Annotated in this window: 15 protein-coding genes; 12 read left to right on the top strand and 3 right to left on the bottom strand. The window is 59.5% G+C overall.

Translation table 11 applies throughout. The annotated features are described in order from the left end of the window. Window positions 1-187: 187 nt before the first annotated feature. The 3 genes from minE to minC all read right to left on the bottom strand — a co-directional run bounded on the left by minE (window position 188) and on the right by minC (window position 2,200). On the bottom strand, window positions 188-496 hold the full coding sequence (gene minE / locus DTQ13_RS02130) for a cell division topological specificity factor MinE (protein ID WP_043557807.1): 309 nt from the start codon (window positions 494-496) through the stop codon (window positions 188-190). Then, window positions 493-1,308: a septum site-determining protein MinD gene (gene minD / locus DTQ13_RS02125; protein ID WP_081562853.1), complete on the bottom strand. Its 816-nt coding sequence runs from the start codon at window positions 1,306-1,308 to the stop codon at window positions 493-495. Before minD ends, minE begins: the two co-directional genes overlap by 4 nt. A gap of 181 nt (window positions 1,309-1,489) precedes the next feature. Then, window positions 1,490-2,200: a septum site-determining protein MinC gene (minC, locus tag DTQ13_RS02120; RefSeq protein ID WP_103765221.1), complete on the bottom strand. Its 711-nt coding sequence runs from the start codon at window positions 2,198-2,200 to the stop codon at window positions 1,490-1,492. A 157-nt stretch (window positions 2,201-2,357) separates the two neighbouring features. Between minC and DTQ13_RS02115 the strand changes: the two genes are divergently transcribed. The 12 genes from DTQ13_RS02115 (at window position 2,358) to rpoB (ending at window position 19,743) form a co-directional block, all read left to right on the top strand. Next, window positions 2,358-3,026 carry a glutathione S-transferase family protein gene (locus DTQ13_RS02115; protein WP_043557811.1) on the top strand — a complete coding sequence of 223 codons (669 nt, stop codon included), beginning with the start codon at window positions 2,358-2,360 and terminating at the stop codon, window positions 3,024-3,026. A gap of 32 nt (window positions 3,027-3,058) precedes the next feature. Further along, the gene (locus DTQ13_RS02110) at window positions 3,059-4,243 is read left to right on the top strand and encodes an aminoacetone oxidase family FAD-binding enzyme (protein ID WP_103765282.1); all 1,185 of its coding nucleotides are present in this window, start codon (window positions 3,059-3,061) and stop codon (window positions 4,241-4,243) included. A gap of 52 nt (window positions 4,244-4,295) precedes the next feature. Then, entirely contained in the window at window positions 4,296-5,027 is a 732-nt protein-coding gene (locus DTQ13_RS02105) for a response regulator transcription factor (protein ID WP_052348917.1), read from the top strand. Continuing rightward, entirely contained in the window at window positions 5,014-6,447 is a 1,434-nt protein-coding gene (locus DTQ13_RS02100; protein ID WP_043558309.1) for a HAMP domain-containing sensor histidine kinase, read from the top strand. Before DTQ13_RS02105 ends, DTQ13_RS02100 begins: the two co-directional genes overlap by 14 nt. 272 nt (window positions 6,448-6,719) lie before the next feature. Further along, a complete protein-coding gene (locus DTQ13_RS02095; protein ID WP_086431268.1) occupies window positions 6,720-9,899 on the top strand; it encodes an efflux RND transporter permease subunit in 3,180 nt (1,059 codons plus the stop codon). After that, window positions 9,896-11,257, top strand: coding sequence for an efflux RND transporter periplasmic adaptor subunit (locus DTQ13_RS02090; protein ID WP_248460980.1), 1,362 nt, complete (start codon window positions 9,896-9,898; stop codon window positions 11,255-11,257). Before DTQ13_RS02095 ends, DTQ13_RS02090 begins: the two co-directional genes overlap by 4 nt. Further along, a complete protein-coding gene (locus DTQ13_RS02085; RefSeq protein ID WP_192848441.1) occupies window positions 11,257-12,864 on the top strand; it encodes an efflux transporter outer membrane subunit in 1,608 nt (535 codons plus the stop codon). Before DTQ13_RS02090 ends, DTQ13_RS02085 begins: the two co-directional genes overlap by 1 nt. A gap of 120 nt (window positions 12,865-12,984) precedes the next feature. Further along, window positions 12,985-13,419 (top strand): 50S ribosomal protein L11, encoded by a 435-nt coding sequence (gene rplK, locus DTQ13_RS02080; RefSeq protein WP_043557819.1) that lies wholly within the window; start codon window positions 12,985-12,987, stop codon window positions 13,417-13,419. 4 nt (window positions 13,420-13,423) lie between these two features. Next, window positions 13,424-14,116 (top strand): 50S ribosomal protein L1, encoded by a 693-nt coding sequence (gene rplA, locus DTQ13_RS02075; protein ID WP_043558313.1) that lies wholly within the window; start codon window positions 13,424-13,426, stop codon window positions 14,114-14,116. Window positions 14,117-14,385: 269 nt separating this feature from the next. Then, window positions 14,386-14,910: a 50S ribosomal protein L10 gene (gene rplJ, locus DTQ13_RS02070; RefSeq protein ID WP_043557820.1), complete on the top strand. Its 525-nt coding sequence runs from the start codon at window positions 14,386-14,388 to the stop codon at window positions 14,908-14,910. Between the two features lie 62 nt (window positions 14,911-14,972). Further along, on the top strand, window positions 14,973-15,347 hold the full coding sequence (gene rplL, locus DTQ13_RS02065; protein WP_043557822.1) for a 50S ribosomal protein L7/L12: 375 nt from the start codon (window positions 14,973-14,975) through the stop codon (window positions 15,345-15,347). Window positions 15,348-15,576: 229 nt separating this feature from the next. Next, window positions 15,577-19,743, top strand: coding sequence for a DNA-directed RNA polymerase subunit beta (gene rpoB, locus DTQ13_RS02060; protein ID WP_043557823.1), 4,167 nt, complete (start codon window positions 15,577-15,579; stop codon window positions 19,741-19,743). Window positions 19,744-19,800: the final 57 nt, after the last annotated feature.

Here is a 19,800-nt window from a genome sequence, read left to right as displayed (position 1 = left end):
CGCCGTACTGTGCTGTCCTGGACACATAATGAACCATGATGAATCGTTCATTATGGGACAGAAAAAGCTCCTCTGGGGAGCGGAGCAGCGAAGACTGCAGAAACCGGCCTGGCAGCATCCCTGTCAGGCATAGGGAGACAGTGGCGGGGCAGGCCCCGCACAAGGTATGGTCAAGGGAAAGGGAGTACTACAGGTCCTCATTGGGGGTCATGGTGGAAACCTGCGCCCGCAGGCCACTCTGCGGGACCTGGATGTCGATCTCCAGCTTGGAGCATTTCTGCCCCCGATCCATCTTGATCTGCACATTGTCTTCATCAATGGAGACATGACGTGCCAGAACTTCAAGGATTTCAGCATGGAGAGTCCGGAGGAGGGTTGAGTCCCCACCTTCCTGCGCCTGCCGCTCATGCGCCAGCAGGATCTGCAGCCGGTCCCGTGCTACATTGCTGCTTGCCTCGGGGCGTTTCCGGGAAAAGAAGCTGTCCAGAAAACTCATGATCCCCTCTTTTTGAAGATGCGGTCGAACAGACCACGTTTTTCGGTCGGGATGGTGACGGGGATGTCCTTGCCTTCCAGGCGGGCCACGGCTTCGAAATAGGCCAGGGCAGGGACGCTCTCCGGGGAGGCAAAAGTGACCGGAGCCCCGACGTTGGAGGCCTTGAGGACATCTTCGCTTTCGGGAATGACGCCAAGCAGGGGCAGGGAGAGGATGCCCACGACATCTTCAACACTCAGCATCTCACCACGGGAGGCCCGGCTCGGGTCGTAGCGTGTCAGAAGCAGGTGCTTCTCGACCGTCTCACCTTTCTGTGCCCGGGCTGTCTGGCTGTCGAGCATACCGATGATGCGGTCAGAGTCACGGACGGAGCTGACTTCCGGATTGGTGACGATCACGGCGTGGTCGGCATGATGCATGGCCAGCTGGGCCCCGCGCTCAATGCCGGCTGGGCTGTCACAGAGGATCCAGTCGAAGCGCTCCCGCAGCTCGTTCATCACCCGTTCTATGCCCTCGCTTGTCAGGGCGTCCTTGTCCCGGGTCTGGGAGGCCGGCAGGATGGACAGGGTATCACAGCGCTTGTCACGGATCAGGGCCTGATGGAGTGTGGCTTCCCCCTGGATGACGTTGATCAGGTCGAACACGACCCGCCGTTCGACCCCCATGATGAGGTCCAGGTTGCGGAGCCCGACGTCAAAGTCGACCACAGCCACATTCTGTCCGCTTCGCGCCAAGGCGGCCCCAAGGGCGGCTGTTGTTGTCGTTTTGCCAACGCCCCCTTTGCCGGATGTAACAACAACGATCTTTGCCATGAAATTTTTAGCTTTCCCGCAGTCGGCTCATGAGCCTTATTTGTGGACATTATTGCAGATGATTAAGGTTCAGTAAAAGGGAACCTTACCTTGTTGCTTCATACTCTACAGTGATGATTAAGCATTGATAAGACATTCTGTGTCACAAGTGGGCAGTTTTCTTTTTTCAAAAAGGAAAAAGTCATATTTTGACAGTCCCTGCCTGAAGGGGAGTCACATTCAGCCGTTCCTGTTCCAGATAGACCTGTGCGGCTTTCCCCACGGAGTCTTCCGGCATTTCTTCGGCCACCATGTAGAAACCGTCAATGGCGAGCAGTTCGGCCTCCATCTTGGCGGTGTAGATGCGGGCCTGGGGATGGCCGTCCACCCCGGCAATGGCCCGCCCGCGCAACGGCCCGTAAACATGGATGGACCCACCGGCAATGATCTCCGCACCAGAGGAGACGGCCCCCAGCACGATGACGTCCCCATCGGGATTCTGGATGGACTGGCCAGAGCGTACGACCCGGTTGATGATGAGCGGTTCGCTCAGGTTCGCAGTGGCGGGCTCGGCCGCCTGCGGCTCTTCGCCATCGGGCAGGTTCACGGGCCCGCTCGGGCGCCCGCCCTGGAGTTCGATGGGCCACTCCCATGACTGGAGGGCTGCCCAGTGGCGATCTCCCCCCTCAATGCCGATCAGATGGATATGGCGCTGGCGCAGTTCCTGCTGGAAACCGGCCAGTCCTTCCGTATTTTCATCCAGCAGGCTGAGGTCCAGAATGACGGGCTGGCGGTTGAAGAACCCGGCGGCGCGCCTCATATGCTCATCCAGTCCGGCCAGCCAGTCCTTCAGCGGGGCTTCTGGGGAGAGAATGAGTGCCAGGAAAGACCGGCCCCGGGCACGGATGGTCATTCTGCTGGTACCTGGGGCTTGCACTGCGGACGCATCTGACGGATGAAACGACGGAGATGCTGATGGGCTGGACATGAACTGTGGATCACCGTGGTTGTGTCTGGACTGATTGGAATGGTCTCTGTTCCCTGATGCAAAAATGCCGTAGGAAAAACATATGCGTATACTGCATCACTTACCCCTGTCTCCGCAATCGCGTTTTGTGCGGCTCATGCTGGCAGAGAAGAAGCTGCCGTTTGAGCTCGTCGTGGAAAAGACGTGGGAGCAGAACGAACGGTTTCACGAACTGAATCCGGCAGGCGAGGTGCCCGTTCTGGTGGAGGACAGTGGCATGGTCGTGCCTGGCGGGCGTGTGATTGCCGAATATCTGGAGGATGCCTACCCGGAGACCTCTCTTCTGGGGCGCAATCTGGCTGAACGGGTGGAAGTCCGCCGCCTCATGGACTGGTTTGAGCGGCTCTTCCAGCAGGAAGTCATGGTCAACCTTCTGGGGGAAAAGGTGGAGAAGCGTCTTTTCGGGCAGGGGCATCCTGATGGGAAGATTCTTCAGGCAGGGTACAAGAATCTCCGTTTCCATCTGGATTACATTGGCTATCTGGCCGAAACACGGACATGGCTGGGCGGTTCTGTTCTGACAGCGGCAGATTTTACGGCTGCGGCCCATATTTCCGCCCTGGATTTTCTGGGTGATATCGACTGGCGCCGGGCTCCGTGTGTGCGGGACTGGTACGCCCGCATAAAGTCCCGCCCCTGTTTCCGTGATCTTCTGGGTGACCGTGTCAGCGGCGTGAAACCACCTGCCCATTATGCCGATCTTGATTTCTGACGGGTCATGAAGGGCGTGGGGCAGACATGGTGATGTGGGATGTGGCCGTCATGGGGGCGGGGGCAGCTGGCATGATGGCGGCTGCCACGGCAGGGCAGAGGGGCGCGCGGACTGTCCTTCTGGACCATGCCGATCAGCCGGGGCGGAAAATTCTCATTTCTGGTGGTGGGCGGTGCAATTTCACTAACCTGAAGGCGGACTGGACATATTACCGCTCTGAAAATCCCCGTTTCTGCCGCTCCGCTCTGGCCCGGTACCGCCCGCAGGATTTTCTGTCCCTTGTCGAGAAATACCGTATTCGCTGGCATGAGAAGGAAGAGGGACAGCTTTTCTGCGATGAATCGGCCCGGCAGATTGTTTCCATGCTGGAAGATGAATGTCGGGTTGGCGGGGTTACGTTCCAGCTGGGCTGTTCCCTGAGTGATGTGAGCCATGATGGTCACAGTTTCACACTGGAGACATCACAGGGGCCGGTGCGGGCACGGTCCATCATTCTGGCAACGGGGGGGCTGGCCCTGCCCAAGCTGGGCGCCACCGACATTGCCCTGAAGCTGGCCCGGCAGTTCGGCCTGCGGATTGTGCCACCCGCTCCGGCCCTCGTGCCTTTTCGTCTTGAAGCGGCCCAGCCGAATCTTGCCGGTGTGTCCCTTCAGGTCACGGCTTCGCTGGCCGGGCGGAAGAAGCCGGTCTTCACGGGGGGGATGGTCTTCACCCATCGGGGTGTGTCCGGCCCGGCCATCCTGCAGATATCGTCATGGTGGGACGGGCATGAAGCCCTGCGCCTGAATCTGGCTCCGGGGCGTGATGTTCATGAGGATATGCGGGGGATTTGCCAGCAGCGCCCGAAGGCCCATGCGCCTGCCCTGCTGGAGGCCCTGCCCGCCCGGTTGGTGAAGGTGTTGGTCGCTGGAATGCTGGATGACCGCCCGCTGGCGGAACAGCCAGCGAAGGCGGTGCGTGCCCTGGCAGCGCAGGTGAGTGACTGGGTTCTCCACCCGGCGGGTACGGAGGGTTACGCCAAGGCAGAGGTCATGCGGGGCGGTGTGGATACGAGAGACCTGTCCTCCCAGACCATGGAGGCCCGCACGGTACCGGGGCTGTATGTTGTCGGAGAGGCCGTGGATGTGACAGGCTGGTTGGGAGGGTACAATTTCCAGTGGGCCTGGGCCAGTGGCGTGGCGGCCGGACAGGCTGCGGCAGGGCGGTCTGGTGTGTGATGGTGGCCAGAGGAGGGGCGATGCGATGGCGGCGGAAAAGAAGATGAAGAAGATGGAACGGCAGCCATGGCCCAGCGATGCTCCGCTGGAGGGTGAGGGACAGGCCCCGGTAAAGCTTCTTCTTGTCGAGGATGACGACAGTCTTGCGGAAGAGATCGTGGGGGATCTGTGCGGGCGTGGCTATGAGGTTTCACGTGCGGCAACAGGGACCGAGGGGCTGGAGATGGCCCGCCGGGATGATTATGCCCTGCTGGTGATGGACCGCATGCTGCCGGGCATGGACGGGCTGAGCGTGTTGGAGACCCTGAGGGAGCAGGGCATGACCATGCCGGTTCTGGTCCTGTCGGCCCTGTCAGCCGTGGATGACCGCATCAGTGGCCTGAAGGCGGGCGGGGACGATTATCTGACAAAACCATTCGTGATGGAAGAGCTGGCCGCCCGGCTGGAAGCCCTGCTGCGCCGTCCCATCTATGGCCGTACCTCCATGCTGAAGCTGGGGCCGCTGGAGATGGACCTTCTGGAACGGCGGGTGCGACGGGACGGGCGGGAGATCGACCTTCTGCCACGGGAGTTCCGGCTGCTGGAATACATGATCCGCCGCCCCAATACGGTGCTGACCCGGACCATGCTGCTGGAGGATGTCTGGAATTACCGGTTCGTCCCCCGCACCAATCTGGTGGACGTGCATATCGGCAAGCTGCGTCGCAAGGTGGACCGGGATGGCGAGGAGCCGTTGATCCACAGCATCCGTGGTGCCGGGTTCTGCCTGCGTGTCCCGGAGTGACCTGTTTCGCACGGCGGCGTTCCGGCTGACGCTGGGGCTTGTCTGTGTCGTCGTGCTGGGGATGCTGCTGGAGCTGATCCTGCTTTATGGGCAGATCAGTACTTATGAGCAGCTGCGCACCAATGACCTGCTGCGCCGTTCTGCTTCGGTCCTGATGCAGGAGGCCCCGGGTGATCTGGAGGTCCGGCTGAAAGAACGCAGCACGAGCGAGCTGCGCATCTTCCTGAATGCTGCCGCCCTGTTCGACAGGGACCATCACCCCATAGCCGGGGACATGACAACGTGGCCCGCAGGGCTTACGGCCAGTCCCTCTACCCAGAACCTTTCCTTTGTCCTGCCGGATCATTCCGTGACGGTCATGCGCTTTCTTGTGGTGGAAGTGCCGGGGATGCAGCCGGGGAAGACCCGCCTTCTGGTATTGGGGCGCTCCCGCCACATGGTGGATGAGCTGCGGCGTGTGGCCCGGCAATGCGCCCTGTTCTCCATGGTTCCGGTCGTACTGTTTGCTCTCATGGCGGGGATGATCCTCAGCCGCCGTGCGTTGGGGCGCATCACCAAGATGCATCATTCCATCGAGCAGATCGTCAAGGGGCAGCTTCGGGAGCGCCTGCCTGTCGGACGCGGTCATGATGATCTTGACCGTCTTGCCGGGTCGGTCAACAGAATGCTGGACCGTCTGGAGCAGCTGATGGGTGAAATGCGGGATGTTGGCAACGACATTGCCCATGATCTCCGTACACCATTGGCCCGTGTCCAGGCCCGGCTGGATCGCCTGAACGGTTTTGTACAGGCGTTGACATCGACCCCGGAGGAGGAGCTCCGCTTCGAGCAGGCAATGGCTTTGTGCCAGAGGGATCTCGAGCAGTGTTTTTCTGTCATTACGGCCCTGCTGAGGATCGGGGAGATTGAAAATGGTCAGCGCAGGGCTGGTTTCAGGCGCATGGATATCATGCCTCTCATTGCCGACATGGCTGATCTGTACGAGCCCAATGCAGAAACGCAGGGGCTGACCCTGTCCGTGATACCTCATGAAGGCCCCGTGGAGCTTTGGGGGGATGCCGACCTGCTGAACGAGGTTCTGGCCAATCTTCTGGACAATGCTCTGAAATTCACGGGGGAGGGGGGAGCTGTCACTCTACGGGCAGGGCGGAACGAGCTGGGGGAACCGTGGTTCGAGGTGCGGGATACCGGGGTTGGTATTGCGGTGGAGGAGCGTGATGCCGTGATGGGCCGCTTCTACCGGGCAGACAAGAGCCGCCACGTGCCCGGCAGCGGGCTGGGGCTGAGCCTTGTGGCGGCCATCGTCCGGCTGCATGAGGCCCGTCTCGTGATTGATGAGAACCGTCAGGGGGATGTTGGCAGCGGAACCGTGTTCCGTCTTGTTTTCCCGGTTCCTGAACAGGCCCAGTGCGCAGGGTGAGGTGTGATGGGCCGTGGCAGATAAAAGGCTGGTAACGGAACCGTGTTCTTAAAAATCTTTTCAGATGAAAAGCATTTTTTCTTTGGGTTGCGTCGTTATAATCCCCCGGACGCAGGGTTGGGGCCTTCGGGCACCTGTGGCCCGTCCAGGTGGAGAGACAGATTGCCCAGCAGTATCGAGACAGAGAAGACAGCCTATCGAATGAAAGCAGGGATGGGTGAGGGGGCCTTCATGCTGGGACTGCCCCTGTCCGACATGGGGTCCTGCCCGTCATGAATGCCATTGTCCTGACCGCCCTGCGGCGGCCCTATACGTTTGTGGTCATGTCCATCATGATCCTCATTTTCGGGGTGAGGGCCATCCTGGGCACGCCGACGGACGTGTTCCCCAACATCAGGATTCCGACGGTGGCAGCTGTCTGGTCCTATACAGGGCTGATGCCAGAGGAAGTCTCAGGCCGTATCGTCTATTATTATGAGCGTGCCCTGACGGCGACCGTCAACAATATCGAGCACATTGAGAGCAACTCCTATTACGGGCGTGGGATTGTCAAAATCTTCTTCCAGCCCGGTACGGATACCAGCGTTGCCCAGACGCAGATCACTTCCGTGTCCCAGACGGTCATCAAGCAGCTGCCCACCGGGGCCACGCCGCCGCTCATTCTGGCACTGGATGCATCATCCGTCCCTGTCCTGACCCTGCAGGTCAACAATCCCAACATGTCCGCTTCGGAGGTCTATAACATGGCCTCCAACCTCATACGGCCGGAGCTGGTTTCCGTAGCGGGGACGGCCATCCCCAATCCTTATGGTGGTGTGGCAGCGGACATCATGGTGGATATCGACCCGGTGAAGCTTCTGGCGCACCGTCTCTCTGCCGTGGATGTGGCCAGTGCCCTGAACAGGCAGAATATCGTGCTTCCGGCCGGGGATCAGAAGGTCGGTGCCATGGATTTCATGGTGCGGACCAATTCTGCCCCCATGGATATTGCCGCTTTCAACCGGATGCCCATCAAGCAGGTGGGTAATTCCGTCATCTATCTGCGGGATGTGGCCTGGGTCCACAAGGGTGGGCCGCCGCAGACGAACGCCGTGCTGGTGCGAGGCAAGCAGGCGGTGATGATCGTCATCCTGAAGAGTGGGAACGCTTCCACGCTGGATGTGGTGAGCGGGGTGAAGAAACTTCTGCCGGATATCCAGAAGACGCTTCCCCCCGGCACAAGCATGGATATTCTCACCGATGCATCCAGCTTCGTGAAGGAATCCGTGGTCGATGTGGTGCGGGAAATGATCACCGCTGCCATCCTGACCAGCCTGACGGTTCTGCTCTTTCTGGGGTCGTGGCGTTCGACCGTGATCGTAGCGGTTTCCATTCCGCTGGCCATGCTTTCGGCTCTGATTGGCCTCAGCCTGGCCGGGCAATCCATCAATGTGATGACGCTGGGCGGTCTGGCTCTGGCTGTCGGTATTCTCGTGGATGATGCCACGGTGATGATCGAGAATATTGATGCCCACCTTCATATGGGCAAGGAGCTTGAGCCTGCCATTGTCGATGCTGCCAACCAGATCGTCATCCCGACATTCGTTTCGACCACCTGCATCTGCATTGTCTGGTTCCCGCTCTTTGAGCTGACAGGTGTGGCGGGATGGCTGTTCATGCCGATGGCCGAGGCCATCATTTTTGCGATGATTGCCTCTTTCGTTCTTTCCAGAACGCTCGTCCCGACGATGGCGAACTGGCTTCTGGCCGCACAGGTGGAGCAGCAGCGCCATCCTGACCATGCCAGCCGGAAAAAGGGTTTCTTTGGCAGGTTCCAGGAGAGATTTGAGGCATATTTCGAGCGGTTCCGCCAAAGTTATCATGATGTTCTTCTGGCCGTACTGGCGATACGGGCCCGGTTCATCATTCTTTTCCTCTCCGGTGCGCTGGCGTCTCTTCTTCTGCTTTTCTTTGTCGGGCAGGATTTTTTCTCGGAGATCAAATCCGGGACCATGCAGATGCATTTCCGGGCTCCGGTCGGAACCCGTATTGAGGAAAGTGCCAAACTCAGCGGGTTGATTGAAAAGAAAATCCGTGAGGCCCTGCCGGGTCAGGTGAAGCTGATCGTCAATAACTGCGGCCTGCCGATGAGCCAGATGAACCAGGCCATGGTGCCCTCTCCCACGACAGGAACACAGGACTGTGATGTCACCATTCAGCTGGAGGATGATGAAAGTCCGATCGCCGAATACCGCAAGCGCCTGCGTACGGCCCTCAGCACGGCTTTCCCGGGGATAGGCTTCACCTTCCAGCCGGGCGATCTGACAGCCAAGATTCTCAATTTTGGCCTGCCATCTCCCATTGATGTCCAGATTGTCGGGCGGGATCTCCAGCATAATTATGCCTTCGCCGTCCGTCTGGCCCAGCGTCTGCGCAGAATTCCCGGTGCGGTGGATGTCAGTGTCCAGCAACCCATGACCCAGCCGACCATGCTCATCAATGCCCATCGCAGTTTCGCCATGGGCACCGGCATCACGGAGCGTGATATCGCCTTCAATGTGCTGACAACCCTTTCGGGGAGTTCGCAGGTCGGGCAGACTTATTACCTCAACCCGCAGGGCACTTCACAGCTGATCGACGTGCAGGCCCCGGCCATGTACCTCCAGACCCTCAATGACCTGGAGAAGATGCCGCTCGACAAGGGGGATGGCAACCCGCAGAACGGGACCATGCAGATACTGGGTGGTGTCAGTCATATCGAACAGACAGGGACACCGGCGGAAGTCTCCCATTACAACATCATGCCGGTGTTTGACATCTACGTGGCGGCAGAGGGGATCGACCTCGGGGCTCTGTCCCGTGCTGTGAACCGGGAGGTGGAAAGCGTCCGGCCTGACCTGCCGCATGGGTCCAGCATGGTGGTGCGTGGGCAGGTCGTGACGATGAACAATGCTTATGTCCAGCTGATTGGCGGGCTGCTGCTTTCCATCGTGCTGGTCTATCTGATCATTGTCGTGAACTTTCAGTCGTGGCTGGATCCGTTCGTCATTGTCATGGCTCTGCCTGCCGCTCTGGGCGGGATTGCGTGGAGCCTGTTCCTGACCCATACGACCCTGTCCGTTCCGGCGCTGACAGGGGCCATCATGTGCATGGGGACAGCCACGGCCAATGCCGTGCTGGTTGTGGCTTTTGCCCGGGAGCGGCTGGAGGAACACGGCAATGCCGTTCTTGCCGCCTCGGAAGCCGGATTTGAACGCATCCGGCCCGTGCTGATGACAGCCCTTGCCATGATGATCGGCATGATCCCCATGTCCATCAGCAATTCCTCCAATGCGCCGCTGGGCAAGGCCGTGATCGGCGGGCTGATGATGGCCACGGTGGCTACGCTGCTGTTTGTCCCCTGCGTTTTTGCCCTGATCCATGGTGGTGCCCCGAAGAGTGACCGGGCCACTCCAGAAGGAGAACCTTCATGAATCCGTCCCCCCATCAGACTCCATCTCCGGCTCGTGGCAGGGGGCGCCTGCTGATTCTCATCCTTCTGGCGGTGCTTGCAGGGCTGGTTGTACTGGGGCTTGTGCAGCGTGCCTTGCACAGGAGAGAGCTGGTGCGGGAGGCGCAGGACAGTGCCATTGCCCGTGTCGTGCTGATAAAGGCGCAGCCGGGTCCTGCCACCCGGACCGTGGACCTGCCTGCCAATCTGGCAGCCTGGTATGAGGCGCCGATCTATGCGCAGGTCTCTGGTTATGTGAAGATGTGGTATAAGGATTACGGGGCCCATGTGAAGCGGGGCGACCTTCTGGCGGAGGTCAGCACGCCGAGCATTGATGCCCAGTACGCAGCGGCCAAGGCGCATTATGAGGTCATCAATGCCCGTTACAAACTGGCGCTGATTACCACGCAGCGCTGGACAGCTCTGCGGGGGACACAGGCCGTCTCCCGGCAGGAGGTGGATGTGCAGGCTGCCAATGCCGCTGCCCAGAAGGCCGAGCTTGACGCTGCCGCCCATGAAGTTGAACGGGTGGAGGCGCTGGAGAATTTCAAACGTATCGTAGCCCCTTTTGATGGGATCGTGACGTCCCGTCTGGTCAATGTCGGGGATTATGTGAACGCGGCCGGGGGCAATCTCAATTCACGGGGGGCGATCGCCGAGCTGTTTTCCGTGGCGGATGTGCATCGGATCCGTGTGTTCGTATCGGTACCGCAGGATTTTGCCAGTGTCATTTCGCCCCGCATCAGTGCGGAGCTCAGCGTGCCACAATATCCGGGGCGTGTGTTCAAGGCCCGTTTTCTGGCCACGGCCAATGCCTTCAATGCCGCAACCCGGACCGTGACGACCGAGCTGGTGCTGGACAATCCTGATGGGCTGCTCTGGCCCAATTCTTACGCCACGGCGCATATTCAGGCTCCCGGCGACCCGAACGTGCTGATTGTGCCTACCAGTGCTCTCATCTTCCGTGCCCAGGGGATGCAGGTGGCCAAGGTTGTGAATCATCATGTCCGGCTGGAGACTGTGCAGGTCGGTACGAATTTTGGCATGACGACACAGGTTCTTTCCGGCATGTCCCTGGATGATGAGATTGTGGCCAATCCGACAGCCGACATGCTGGATGGTGATGAGGTCCGGGTTGTGACACCCACCCGTGGATATAATGATGTCAAACCCAAGGATACTGAGAAGCCAGTGCCGAATGTGACATCGAATGATCTGAGGCGTGTCGGTGCGATGCCACCACCGGAGGAAAACAGCCCTGATGATCAGGCAAAGCCGGGCGAAAGAGGGGCAACGGCATCCGATTCTGCGCCTGTCAGACAGGAACAGGGGCAGCACTGATGGCAACAGGGGTGTGGAAGACGGTCTCCCTTCTGGCAGGAGGGCTCTCTTTTTTTCTGACATCATGTGATCTGGCTCCGAACTATCACAGGCCACATTTCATTTACCCGGAGGGGTGGGCAGGCAAAGGCATCATGGGGGATGCCAAGCCGGCCGATGCAGTCGTGCGGGGAGAATGGTGGAAGCTGTTCCACGATCCCCAGCTTGATGAGCTGGAAGAGCGGCTGAACGTCTATAATCCGGACCTTCAGGCAGCGGCGGAGGTTTTCACGCAGGAGCGTGACATCGCCCGTGAGACGGAAAGTCGTCTGTATCCGCAGCTGGCCGGTGGGGCGCAGATGAGCCGGAACAAGCAGTCTGATGGGCGGCTCTTCCTGCGGCGGAGCAACAATACGCCCATTTATGAATCCAACGTCGCCTATAGCGGTGCCGCCACGTGGGAGCCGGATTTCTGGGATGCCATCCGCAACCAGACGCACATGCAGAAAAATCTGGCGCAGGCCGGGGCTGCTGAATATGCACTGACGAGGCTGAGTCTCCAGGCCGAGCTGGCATCAAACTACATGGCACTGCGTGGGATTGATGCCCAGCTGGCTGTTTATGATGATTCCATACGGTATTTCCGTACGGCCGTGGAGATCACGAGGTTGCGGCAGGGTGGGGCCATTGGTGCGGGGCTGGATGTCTCCCGTGCGGAGAATGAGCTGTACTCCGCACAGGCGGCAAGGAGCTATCTGGAGGCGACCCGGCAGGTGCAGGAACATGCCATTGCTGTCATGGTGAACATGGTGCCTGCCAGTTTCCACATCCAGCCGGTCAAGGATTTCCGGCTGCATTTTGATACCATCCGGGTGAAGGAAGGTATCCCATCCACACTGCTGGAGAGACGGCCCGACGTGGCCATGAGCGAGCGGCAGATGGCTGCCGCTGCACGGGCCATTGGTGTGTCCCGGGCAGCTTTCTATCCCCATATCACCATCAGTGCGACGGGTGGCTTCGAGGATGCCGGGTTTGATCTGGCCAGCATCTCCAAGGCGTTCTGGCGGGTGGCCGTGCAGGCTGTGGAGCCGCTTTTCACGGGGGGGATGCGGCGTGCGGCCCTGCAACGGGCCTGGTCGCAATATCGGGAACGCGTGGACGCCTATCGGGCGACGGTTCTGGCGGCCTTTCAGGATGTTGAGGATGGGCTGAGCCAGACAGCCCTGTACCATCAGGAACGGCTCCAGCAGCATCAGGCAGTGGATGCTGCACTGCGGACACAGGCCATGACGATGGCTCTTTATACGGGGGGGCTGACGAACTATCTGGATGCACTGGTGGCCCAGCAGGATGCGCTGAAGGCCCGCCTGCTGGAGGTGCAGGCGCAGACACGGCAGCTCCAGTCCACGGTCAGGCTCATCCGTGCCCTTGGCGGCGGCTGGTCGGACAGGCTCCTGCCGGACATAAAGAGCATCGATCCGATTGGGCCGTTGCAGTATGAGGGGCTGCACCATGCCCGCCCCGCCGGTGAGGTGCCGGTGGGAACCCCGCAGAAGGGTTCTGAGATCGAACCACCCGCTGCGGAACGTGACCTGACGGGGGCGGCTGCCGTGCCAGCGCACCCCTGATTCCTGCTTGACGGTATGGGGGGAATGGTCTAGGCACCCTCTCAGTCGAACGTGGGAGGCGGGGATGATCCCTGCCGTCTCAACCACGGTTCGGGAACTGTAAATTAGGGAGTCCCGGATATGGCCAAAAAAGTAGTTGGCTACATCAAACTGCAGATTCCGGCTGGCAAGGCTAACCCGTCTCCGCCGGTCGGTCCGGCGCTGGGTCAGCGCGGTCTGAACATCATGCAGTTCTGTAAGGAATTCAACGCAAAGACGCAGGGTCTTGAGCCGGGGATGCCGATCCCGGTCGTGATCACCGCCTATGCGGACCGTACCTTCACCTTCATTACGAAGACGCCGCCGAACACCTACTTCCTGCTGAAGGCAGCGAAGATCACCAAGGGTTCCCAGACGGTTGGCCGTGCGTCTTCCGTCGGGTCCGTGACGACATCCCAGCTGCGTGAGATTGCTGAGAAGAAGTTCCAGGACATGAACGCAAACGACATCGATGGTGCCGTGCGTATGCTGGCAGGGTCTGCCCGTTCCATCGGTCTTGATGTGGTGGAGGGCTGAGAACATGGCCAAGAACAAACGTATTGCCGCCCTGCGCGCCAAGGTTGATGGTGACAAGCTGTACTCCCTGAACGACGCTGTCGCTCTGGTGAAGAGCAACGCAACGGCCAAGTTCGATGAGACGGTTGAATTCTCCATCGGTCTCGGTGTTGATCCCCGTCATGCTGACCAGATGGTCCGTGGTCTGATCTCCCTGCCGCACGGTACGGGCAAGACGCTGCGTGTCGGTGTGTTCGCCCGTGGCCCGAAGGCTGAGGAAGCTGCCGCCGCCGGTGCCGAGGTTGTCGGTGCGGAAGACCTGGCCGAGAAGGTGCAGGCTGGTGAGATCGAGTTCGATCGCTGCATTGCCACCCCGGACATGATGGCTCTGGTTGGACGTCTGGGTAAGATTCTTGGTCCGCGCGGCCTGATGCCGAACCCCCGTCTCGGTACCGTGACGATGGACGTCAAGGGTGCCATTGAGGCTGCCAAGTCCGGTCAGGTGGAATATCGTGCCGAGCGTGCCGGTATCGTTCATGCTGGCGTCGGCAAGGCTTCTTTCTCCGAGTCCCAGCTGGCTGAGAACGTGAAGGCTCTGGTGGATGCGCTCCAGAAGGCCCGTCCGTCCGGTGCGAAGGGGACTTATCTGAAAAAGGCTTCACTTTCCTCCACAATGGGGGTAGGTGTGCGTATCGATCTCTCCAGCTTTGAAGGCTGATTGAGGGGAGATTATGGAATCGCCACCCTCCAGGGTGGTGTTCTGGAGCAGCCTAGGCTGCTCCTTTCCTGTCCTAGAACGCATGTGGGTGTCATCCCTTAAAGCCCTTTTCGGGCGCAGGCGTGAGACGGGCAGAGCGTATCAGGCCCTCTGGGTGCGATGCGGTCTTCCTTATCATGGACAGGCGAGCGGGCTCTGTTGTGCCTTTGGGTAGGGCAGGGCCTATGGGTAACCTGGTCCGAGCAATCGGACTAACGAGGAGACAGGTTTTGGACCGTACGGAAAAACGGGCCTTTGTCGAGTCCCTCAGCAAGGTGTTTGGTAGCACGTCCATGGTTGTCGTCACCCAGAATCTGGGTCTGACGGTTGCCGATGCGACAGAACTGCGCCGCAACATCCGCGCTGTAGGTGCGACATACAGGGTTGCGAAGAACCGGCTGGTCAGCCGTGCTCTGGATGGGACCCAGTTCGACGGCATTGCGCCGCTGCTTAAAGGCCCGACGGCCATTTCTTGGTCGGATGAGCCGGTTGGTGTGGCGAAGGTGCTGGTCGAGTTCGCCAAGAAGAATGACAAGCTGGTGGTACTTGGTGGTGCCCTTGGCAATCAGACCCTTACGGCTGATAGCGTCAAGGCACTGGCCTCCCTGCCATCTCTGGACGAGCTGCGTGCACAGCTGGTTGGTATGATCAGTACCCCGGCAACCCGCATCGCAGGCGTCACCCAGGCTCCGGCTGGGCAGCTTGCTCGCGTTCTTGGTGCCTATGCCAGAACAGGCGACACGGAAGCCGCTTGATTAACGGGGTGGCCCGCATGAGCGACGCCGCCTGACATTTACGCATCTTAGAGGATATTATCATGGCCGATCTGGCAAAACTGGTTGACGAACTGTCCGCTCTCTCCGTTCTGGAAGCTGCCGAGCTGTCCAAGCTGCTCGAAGAGAAGTGGGGCGTTTCCGCTGCTGCTCCGGTTGCTGCTGTTGCTGCTGCTCCGGCTGCTGGTGGTGAAGCTGCTGCCGAGAAGACAGAGTTCGATGTTGTTCTGGCCAAGGCTGGTGACAAGAAGATCAACGTCATCAAGGAAATCCGTGGCATCACGGGTCTGGGCCTGAAGGAAGCCAAGGACCTGGTCGAGGGCGCTCCGAAGACCATCAAGGAAGGCGCCACGAAGGACGAGGCCGAGAAGATCAAGAAGGTTCTGGAAGAGAACGGCGCTACCGTCGAGATCAAGTAAGAGCTGTATCCATGCGGTCCCCTTTGGGGGAGCCGTTGGAGCGAGTGGGCGGGTGCTTTATGGTGCCCGCCCCATTTGCCGTTGACAGGGAAGTTGTCTATAGTAAGGCATTCCGTCACGCGTCATAGACAGGATTAAGCCAGCCGTTCAAGTCGTCTGATATTCCATGGGGTTAATGGGATGGTCACATAGCGGACGACTTGAAGGTCTGGTTCAGAGGCAGGATAAGATGGCGATCACAAAATCGTTCACAGGGCGTAAGAGGATCCGCAAGAGCTTCGGGCGCATTCCCGAAATTGCGCCGATGCCTAATTTGATTGACGTGCAGCGGGCTTCCTATGAAGCTTTCCTGCAGATGAATGTGCGCCCCGACAGCCGGGAGCCGGCTGGCCTTCAGGAGGTGTTCCGTTCAGTTTTTCCGATTCATGATTTTGCTGGCCGTGGGCGGCTGGATTTCCAGTATTATGAATTCGAAGAACCGAAATACGATGTGGAAGAGTGCATCCAGCGTGGCCTGACCTATGCGGCCCCGCTGAAGGTCATTCTGCGTCTGACAACGTGGGATATTGACGAGGATACGGGGACCCGCTCCATTCACGACCTGAAGGAGCAGCCGGTCTATATGGGCGACATGCCGCTCATGACAGACAACGGGACCTTCATCATCAACGGGACGGAACGTGTCATCGTTTCCCAGATGCATCGTAGTCCCGGCGTGTTCTTCGATCACGACAAGGGCAAGACACACTCTTCCGGGAAGTATCTTTTTGCTGCCCGTATCATCCCTTACCGTGGTTCCTGGCTCGATTTCGAGTTCGATGCCAAGGATATCATCCATGTCCGCATCGACCGCAAGCGCAAGCTGCCGGTTACCACGCTGCTCTATGCACTGGAAGGTGACAATTACCTCAAGGCTCGTGAAGCCAAGCTGGCCGAGGGTGGTGACGTCGATACACTTGAAGTTGCCGGTATGGATGAGGACGAGATTCTCTCCACTTTCTACGATGTCGTGCCCTTCACCCGCATGGGTGGCGAGTGGGCCCGCCCGTTTGAGCCGGATGCCTTCCGTGGCCTGAAGCTGCTCAGCCCGCTGGTGGATGCTGATACCGGCGAGGTTGTGGCAGATGCCGAGACCAAACTGACAGCCCGTGTCGTTCGCAAGATCGCCGAGAAGACCCGTGTTGTGCAGGTGGGGCGTCTGGATATTCTGGGTCGCTTCATTGCCCATGACCTTGTCAATGAAAAGACCGGTGAAATCTATGCCGAGGCTGGCGAGGAGCTGACGGAAGAGAAACTGGCCGAGCTGGAAGAGCTGGGCCTGAAGGAGCTTCCGCTTCTCGCAATTGACGGGACGCATGGCCCGTGGATCCGCAACACCCTGATGGCGGACAAGAACACCACGCGGGAAGAGGCGCTGATCGATATTTATCGCATCATGCGCCCTGGTGAGCCGCCGACCCGTGAGACAGCAGAAGCCATGCTGCATGGTCTGTTCTTCTCGCAGGACCGGTATGACCTGTCTGCCGTTGGCCGTGTAAAGATGAACATGCGGCTGGATGTGGATGCGCCCGATACGCTGCGGACGCTGCGCAAGGAAGACATCCTGCGGACGGTCAAGATCCTCTGCGACCTCAAGGATGGTCGTGGTCAGGTCGATGATATCGACAACCTCGGCAACCGTCGTGTCCGTTCCGTCGGCGAGCTGATGGAGAACCAGTATCGCATCGGTCTGCTGCGTATGGAGCGCGCCATCCGTGAGCGTATGGGCTCTGTCGATATTGACACGGTCATGCCGCATGACCTGATCAACGCCAAGCCTGCTGCTGCTGCCGTACGTGAGTTCTTCGGTTCCTCCCAGCTCAGCCAGTTCATGGATCAGACCAATCCGCTCTCCGAGGTGACACATAAACGTCGCCTGTCGGCCCTTGGTCCGGGCGGTCTGACCCGTGAGCGTGCAGGCTTTGAAGTCCGTGACGTTCATCCGACCCATTATGGCCGTATCTGCCCGATCGAGACGCCGGAAGGGCCGAACATCGGTCTGATCAACTCCCTGGCCACTTATGCCAAGGTGAACAAGTACGGCTTCATCGAGACGCCGTATCGTCTGGTGAAGGATGGCGTTTTCCAGGACGGCTGGAAGTATCTCTCCGCCATGGAGGAAGAACGCCTGCTGGTGGCGCAGGCCGATGCCAAGCAGAGCGACAATCGTCTGACGGATGAGCTGGTGGCTGTCCGCCAGACCGGTGACTTCCGTCTTGTGCCGCCGGAACAGGTTACCGCCTGTGACGTGTCGCCGAAGCAGCTGGTTTCCGTGGCTGCTGCGCTTATTCCGTTCCTGGAAAACGACGACGCCAACCGTGCGCTGATGGGTTCCAACATGCAGCGTCAGGCCGTGCCGCTGGTGAAGGCTGATGCCCCGCTGGTCGGTACCGGCATGGAAGGCCCTGTGGCGCACGACTCTGGTGCGACCATCATTGCCAAGCGTGGCGGTGTGGTGGACCAGCTGGATGGTGCCCGTATCGTGATCCGTGCGACGGACGAGCAGGGGGCCACCCAGGGCGTGGACATCTACCGTCTGCGCAAATACATGCGTTCCAACCAGTCTACCTGCCTCAATCAGCGTCCGCTGGTGAAGGTTGGCGATCTGGTCGCTGCCGGTGACATCATCGCTGATGGTCCGTCCACCGAACTGGGTGAGCTGGCTCTGGGCCGTAATGTGCTCGTGGCCTTCGTGCCGTGGAACGGGTACAACTTCGAGGACTCCATCCTGATCTCCGAGCGTATCGCCCGGGATGACATCTTCACTTCAATTCACATTGAAGAGTTCGAGGTCATGGCCCGTGATACCAAGCTGGGTCAGGAAGAAATCACCCGTGACATCCCGAATGTCGGTGAGGAAGCCCTGCGCAACCTTGATGAGGCCGGCATTGTCTATGTCGGTGCCGAGGTCAATCCGGGTGACATCCTGATCGGCAAGGTGACGCCGAAGGGTGAAAGCCCGATGACACCGGAAGAAAAGCTTCTGCGTGCCATCTTCGGTGAAAAGGCTTCTGATGTACGTGACACCTCCCTCAAGCTGCCCCCGGGCACGAGCGGGACGGTGGTTGATGTCCGTGTCTTCTCCCGCCGTGGTGTGGACAAGGACGAGCGTGCCATGGCCATCGAGCGGGCCGAGATCGAGCGTCTGGCCAAGGACCGTGATGACGAGCGTGCCATCCAGGAGCGCAGTTTCTACAACCGCCTCAAGGAGCGTCTGGTCGGGCAGGAAGCTGCTGCAGGCTTCAAGGGCGTGCGGGCTGGCACACCGATCACGGCCGAGCTGCTGGGTGAGCATCCCCGTGTGACGTGGCGCAATATTCCTGTTGCCGACGTGGCCGTCATGGCCGAGCTGGAAACGCTGTGCCGTGAGTTTGATGGTGCCATCAAGCGCATCAACAACCGCTTCGACAACAAGGTCGAGAAGCTCCAGCGTGGTGACGAGCTGCCGCCTGGTGTGATGAAGATGGTCAAGGTCTTCATTGCCGTGAAGCGCAAGCTTCAGCCGGGTGACAAGATGGCTGGCCGTCACGGTAACAAGGGTGTGGTGTCCCGTGTCGTTCCTGTCGAGGACATGCCGTTCCTCGAGAATGGTCAGCCGGTTGATCTGCTGCTGAATCCTCTGGGCGTGCCGTCCCGCATGAATGTGGGGCAGATTCTGGAGACGCATCTGGGCTGGGCCTGTGCCAATATCGGCCAGAGCATCGGTGCGATGGTTGATGAATATCAGCGCACGGGTGAGCGTCGGCAGGAGCTGCTGGACCGTCTGAAAGATGTCTATGGTGAGAAGATCTTCAATGAAGATATCGCCACGATGGACAACGATCAGCTGATCGAGCTGGCCAACAACCTGCGCAAGGGCGTGCCGATCGCAACTCCGGTGTTTGATGGTGCCTCCATCCCTGACATCGAGGAGATGCTGAAGAAGGCTGGTGTCAGCGAGAGTGGTCAGTCCCAGCTGATCGACGGGCGTACGGGCGAGAAGTTCGAGCGTCAGTCCACGGTGGGCTACATCTACATGCTGAAGCTGCATCACCTTGTTGATGACAAGATTCATGCCCGCTCGATCGGTCCTTACTCGCTGGTCACCCAGCAGCCGCTTGGTGGTAAGGCCCAGTTCGGTGGTCAGCGTTTCGGTGAGATGGAGGTCTGGGCACTGGAGGCTTACGGTGCTGCCTACACGCTGCAGGAAATGCTGACGGTGAAATCGGACGATGTGTCCGGCCGGACGAAGGTGTATGAGGCGATCGTTCGTGAACAGGACGACTTTGAAGCTGGTATTCCAGAGAGCTTCAACGTTCTGGTGAAGGAACTGAAGTCGCTTGGTCTGAATGTCGAACTTGAGCAGGGAGGGCTGTGAGGGCAGTGCTTTCCGCTTCTTCTTCATTGTTCATGTTTAACGTGCCGGCGGGACGCC

Origin of the sequence: Parasaccharibacter sp. TMW 2.1888, assembly GCF_023167265.1 — a bacterium.
Taxonomy (GTDB): Bacteria; Pseudomonadota; Alphaproteobacteria; order Acetobacterales; family Acetobacteraceae; genus Bombella; species Bombella apis.
This window is presented reverse-complemented; position numbering and strand designations above follow the sequence as displayed.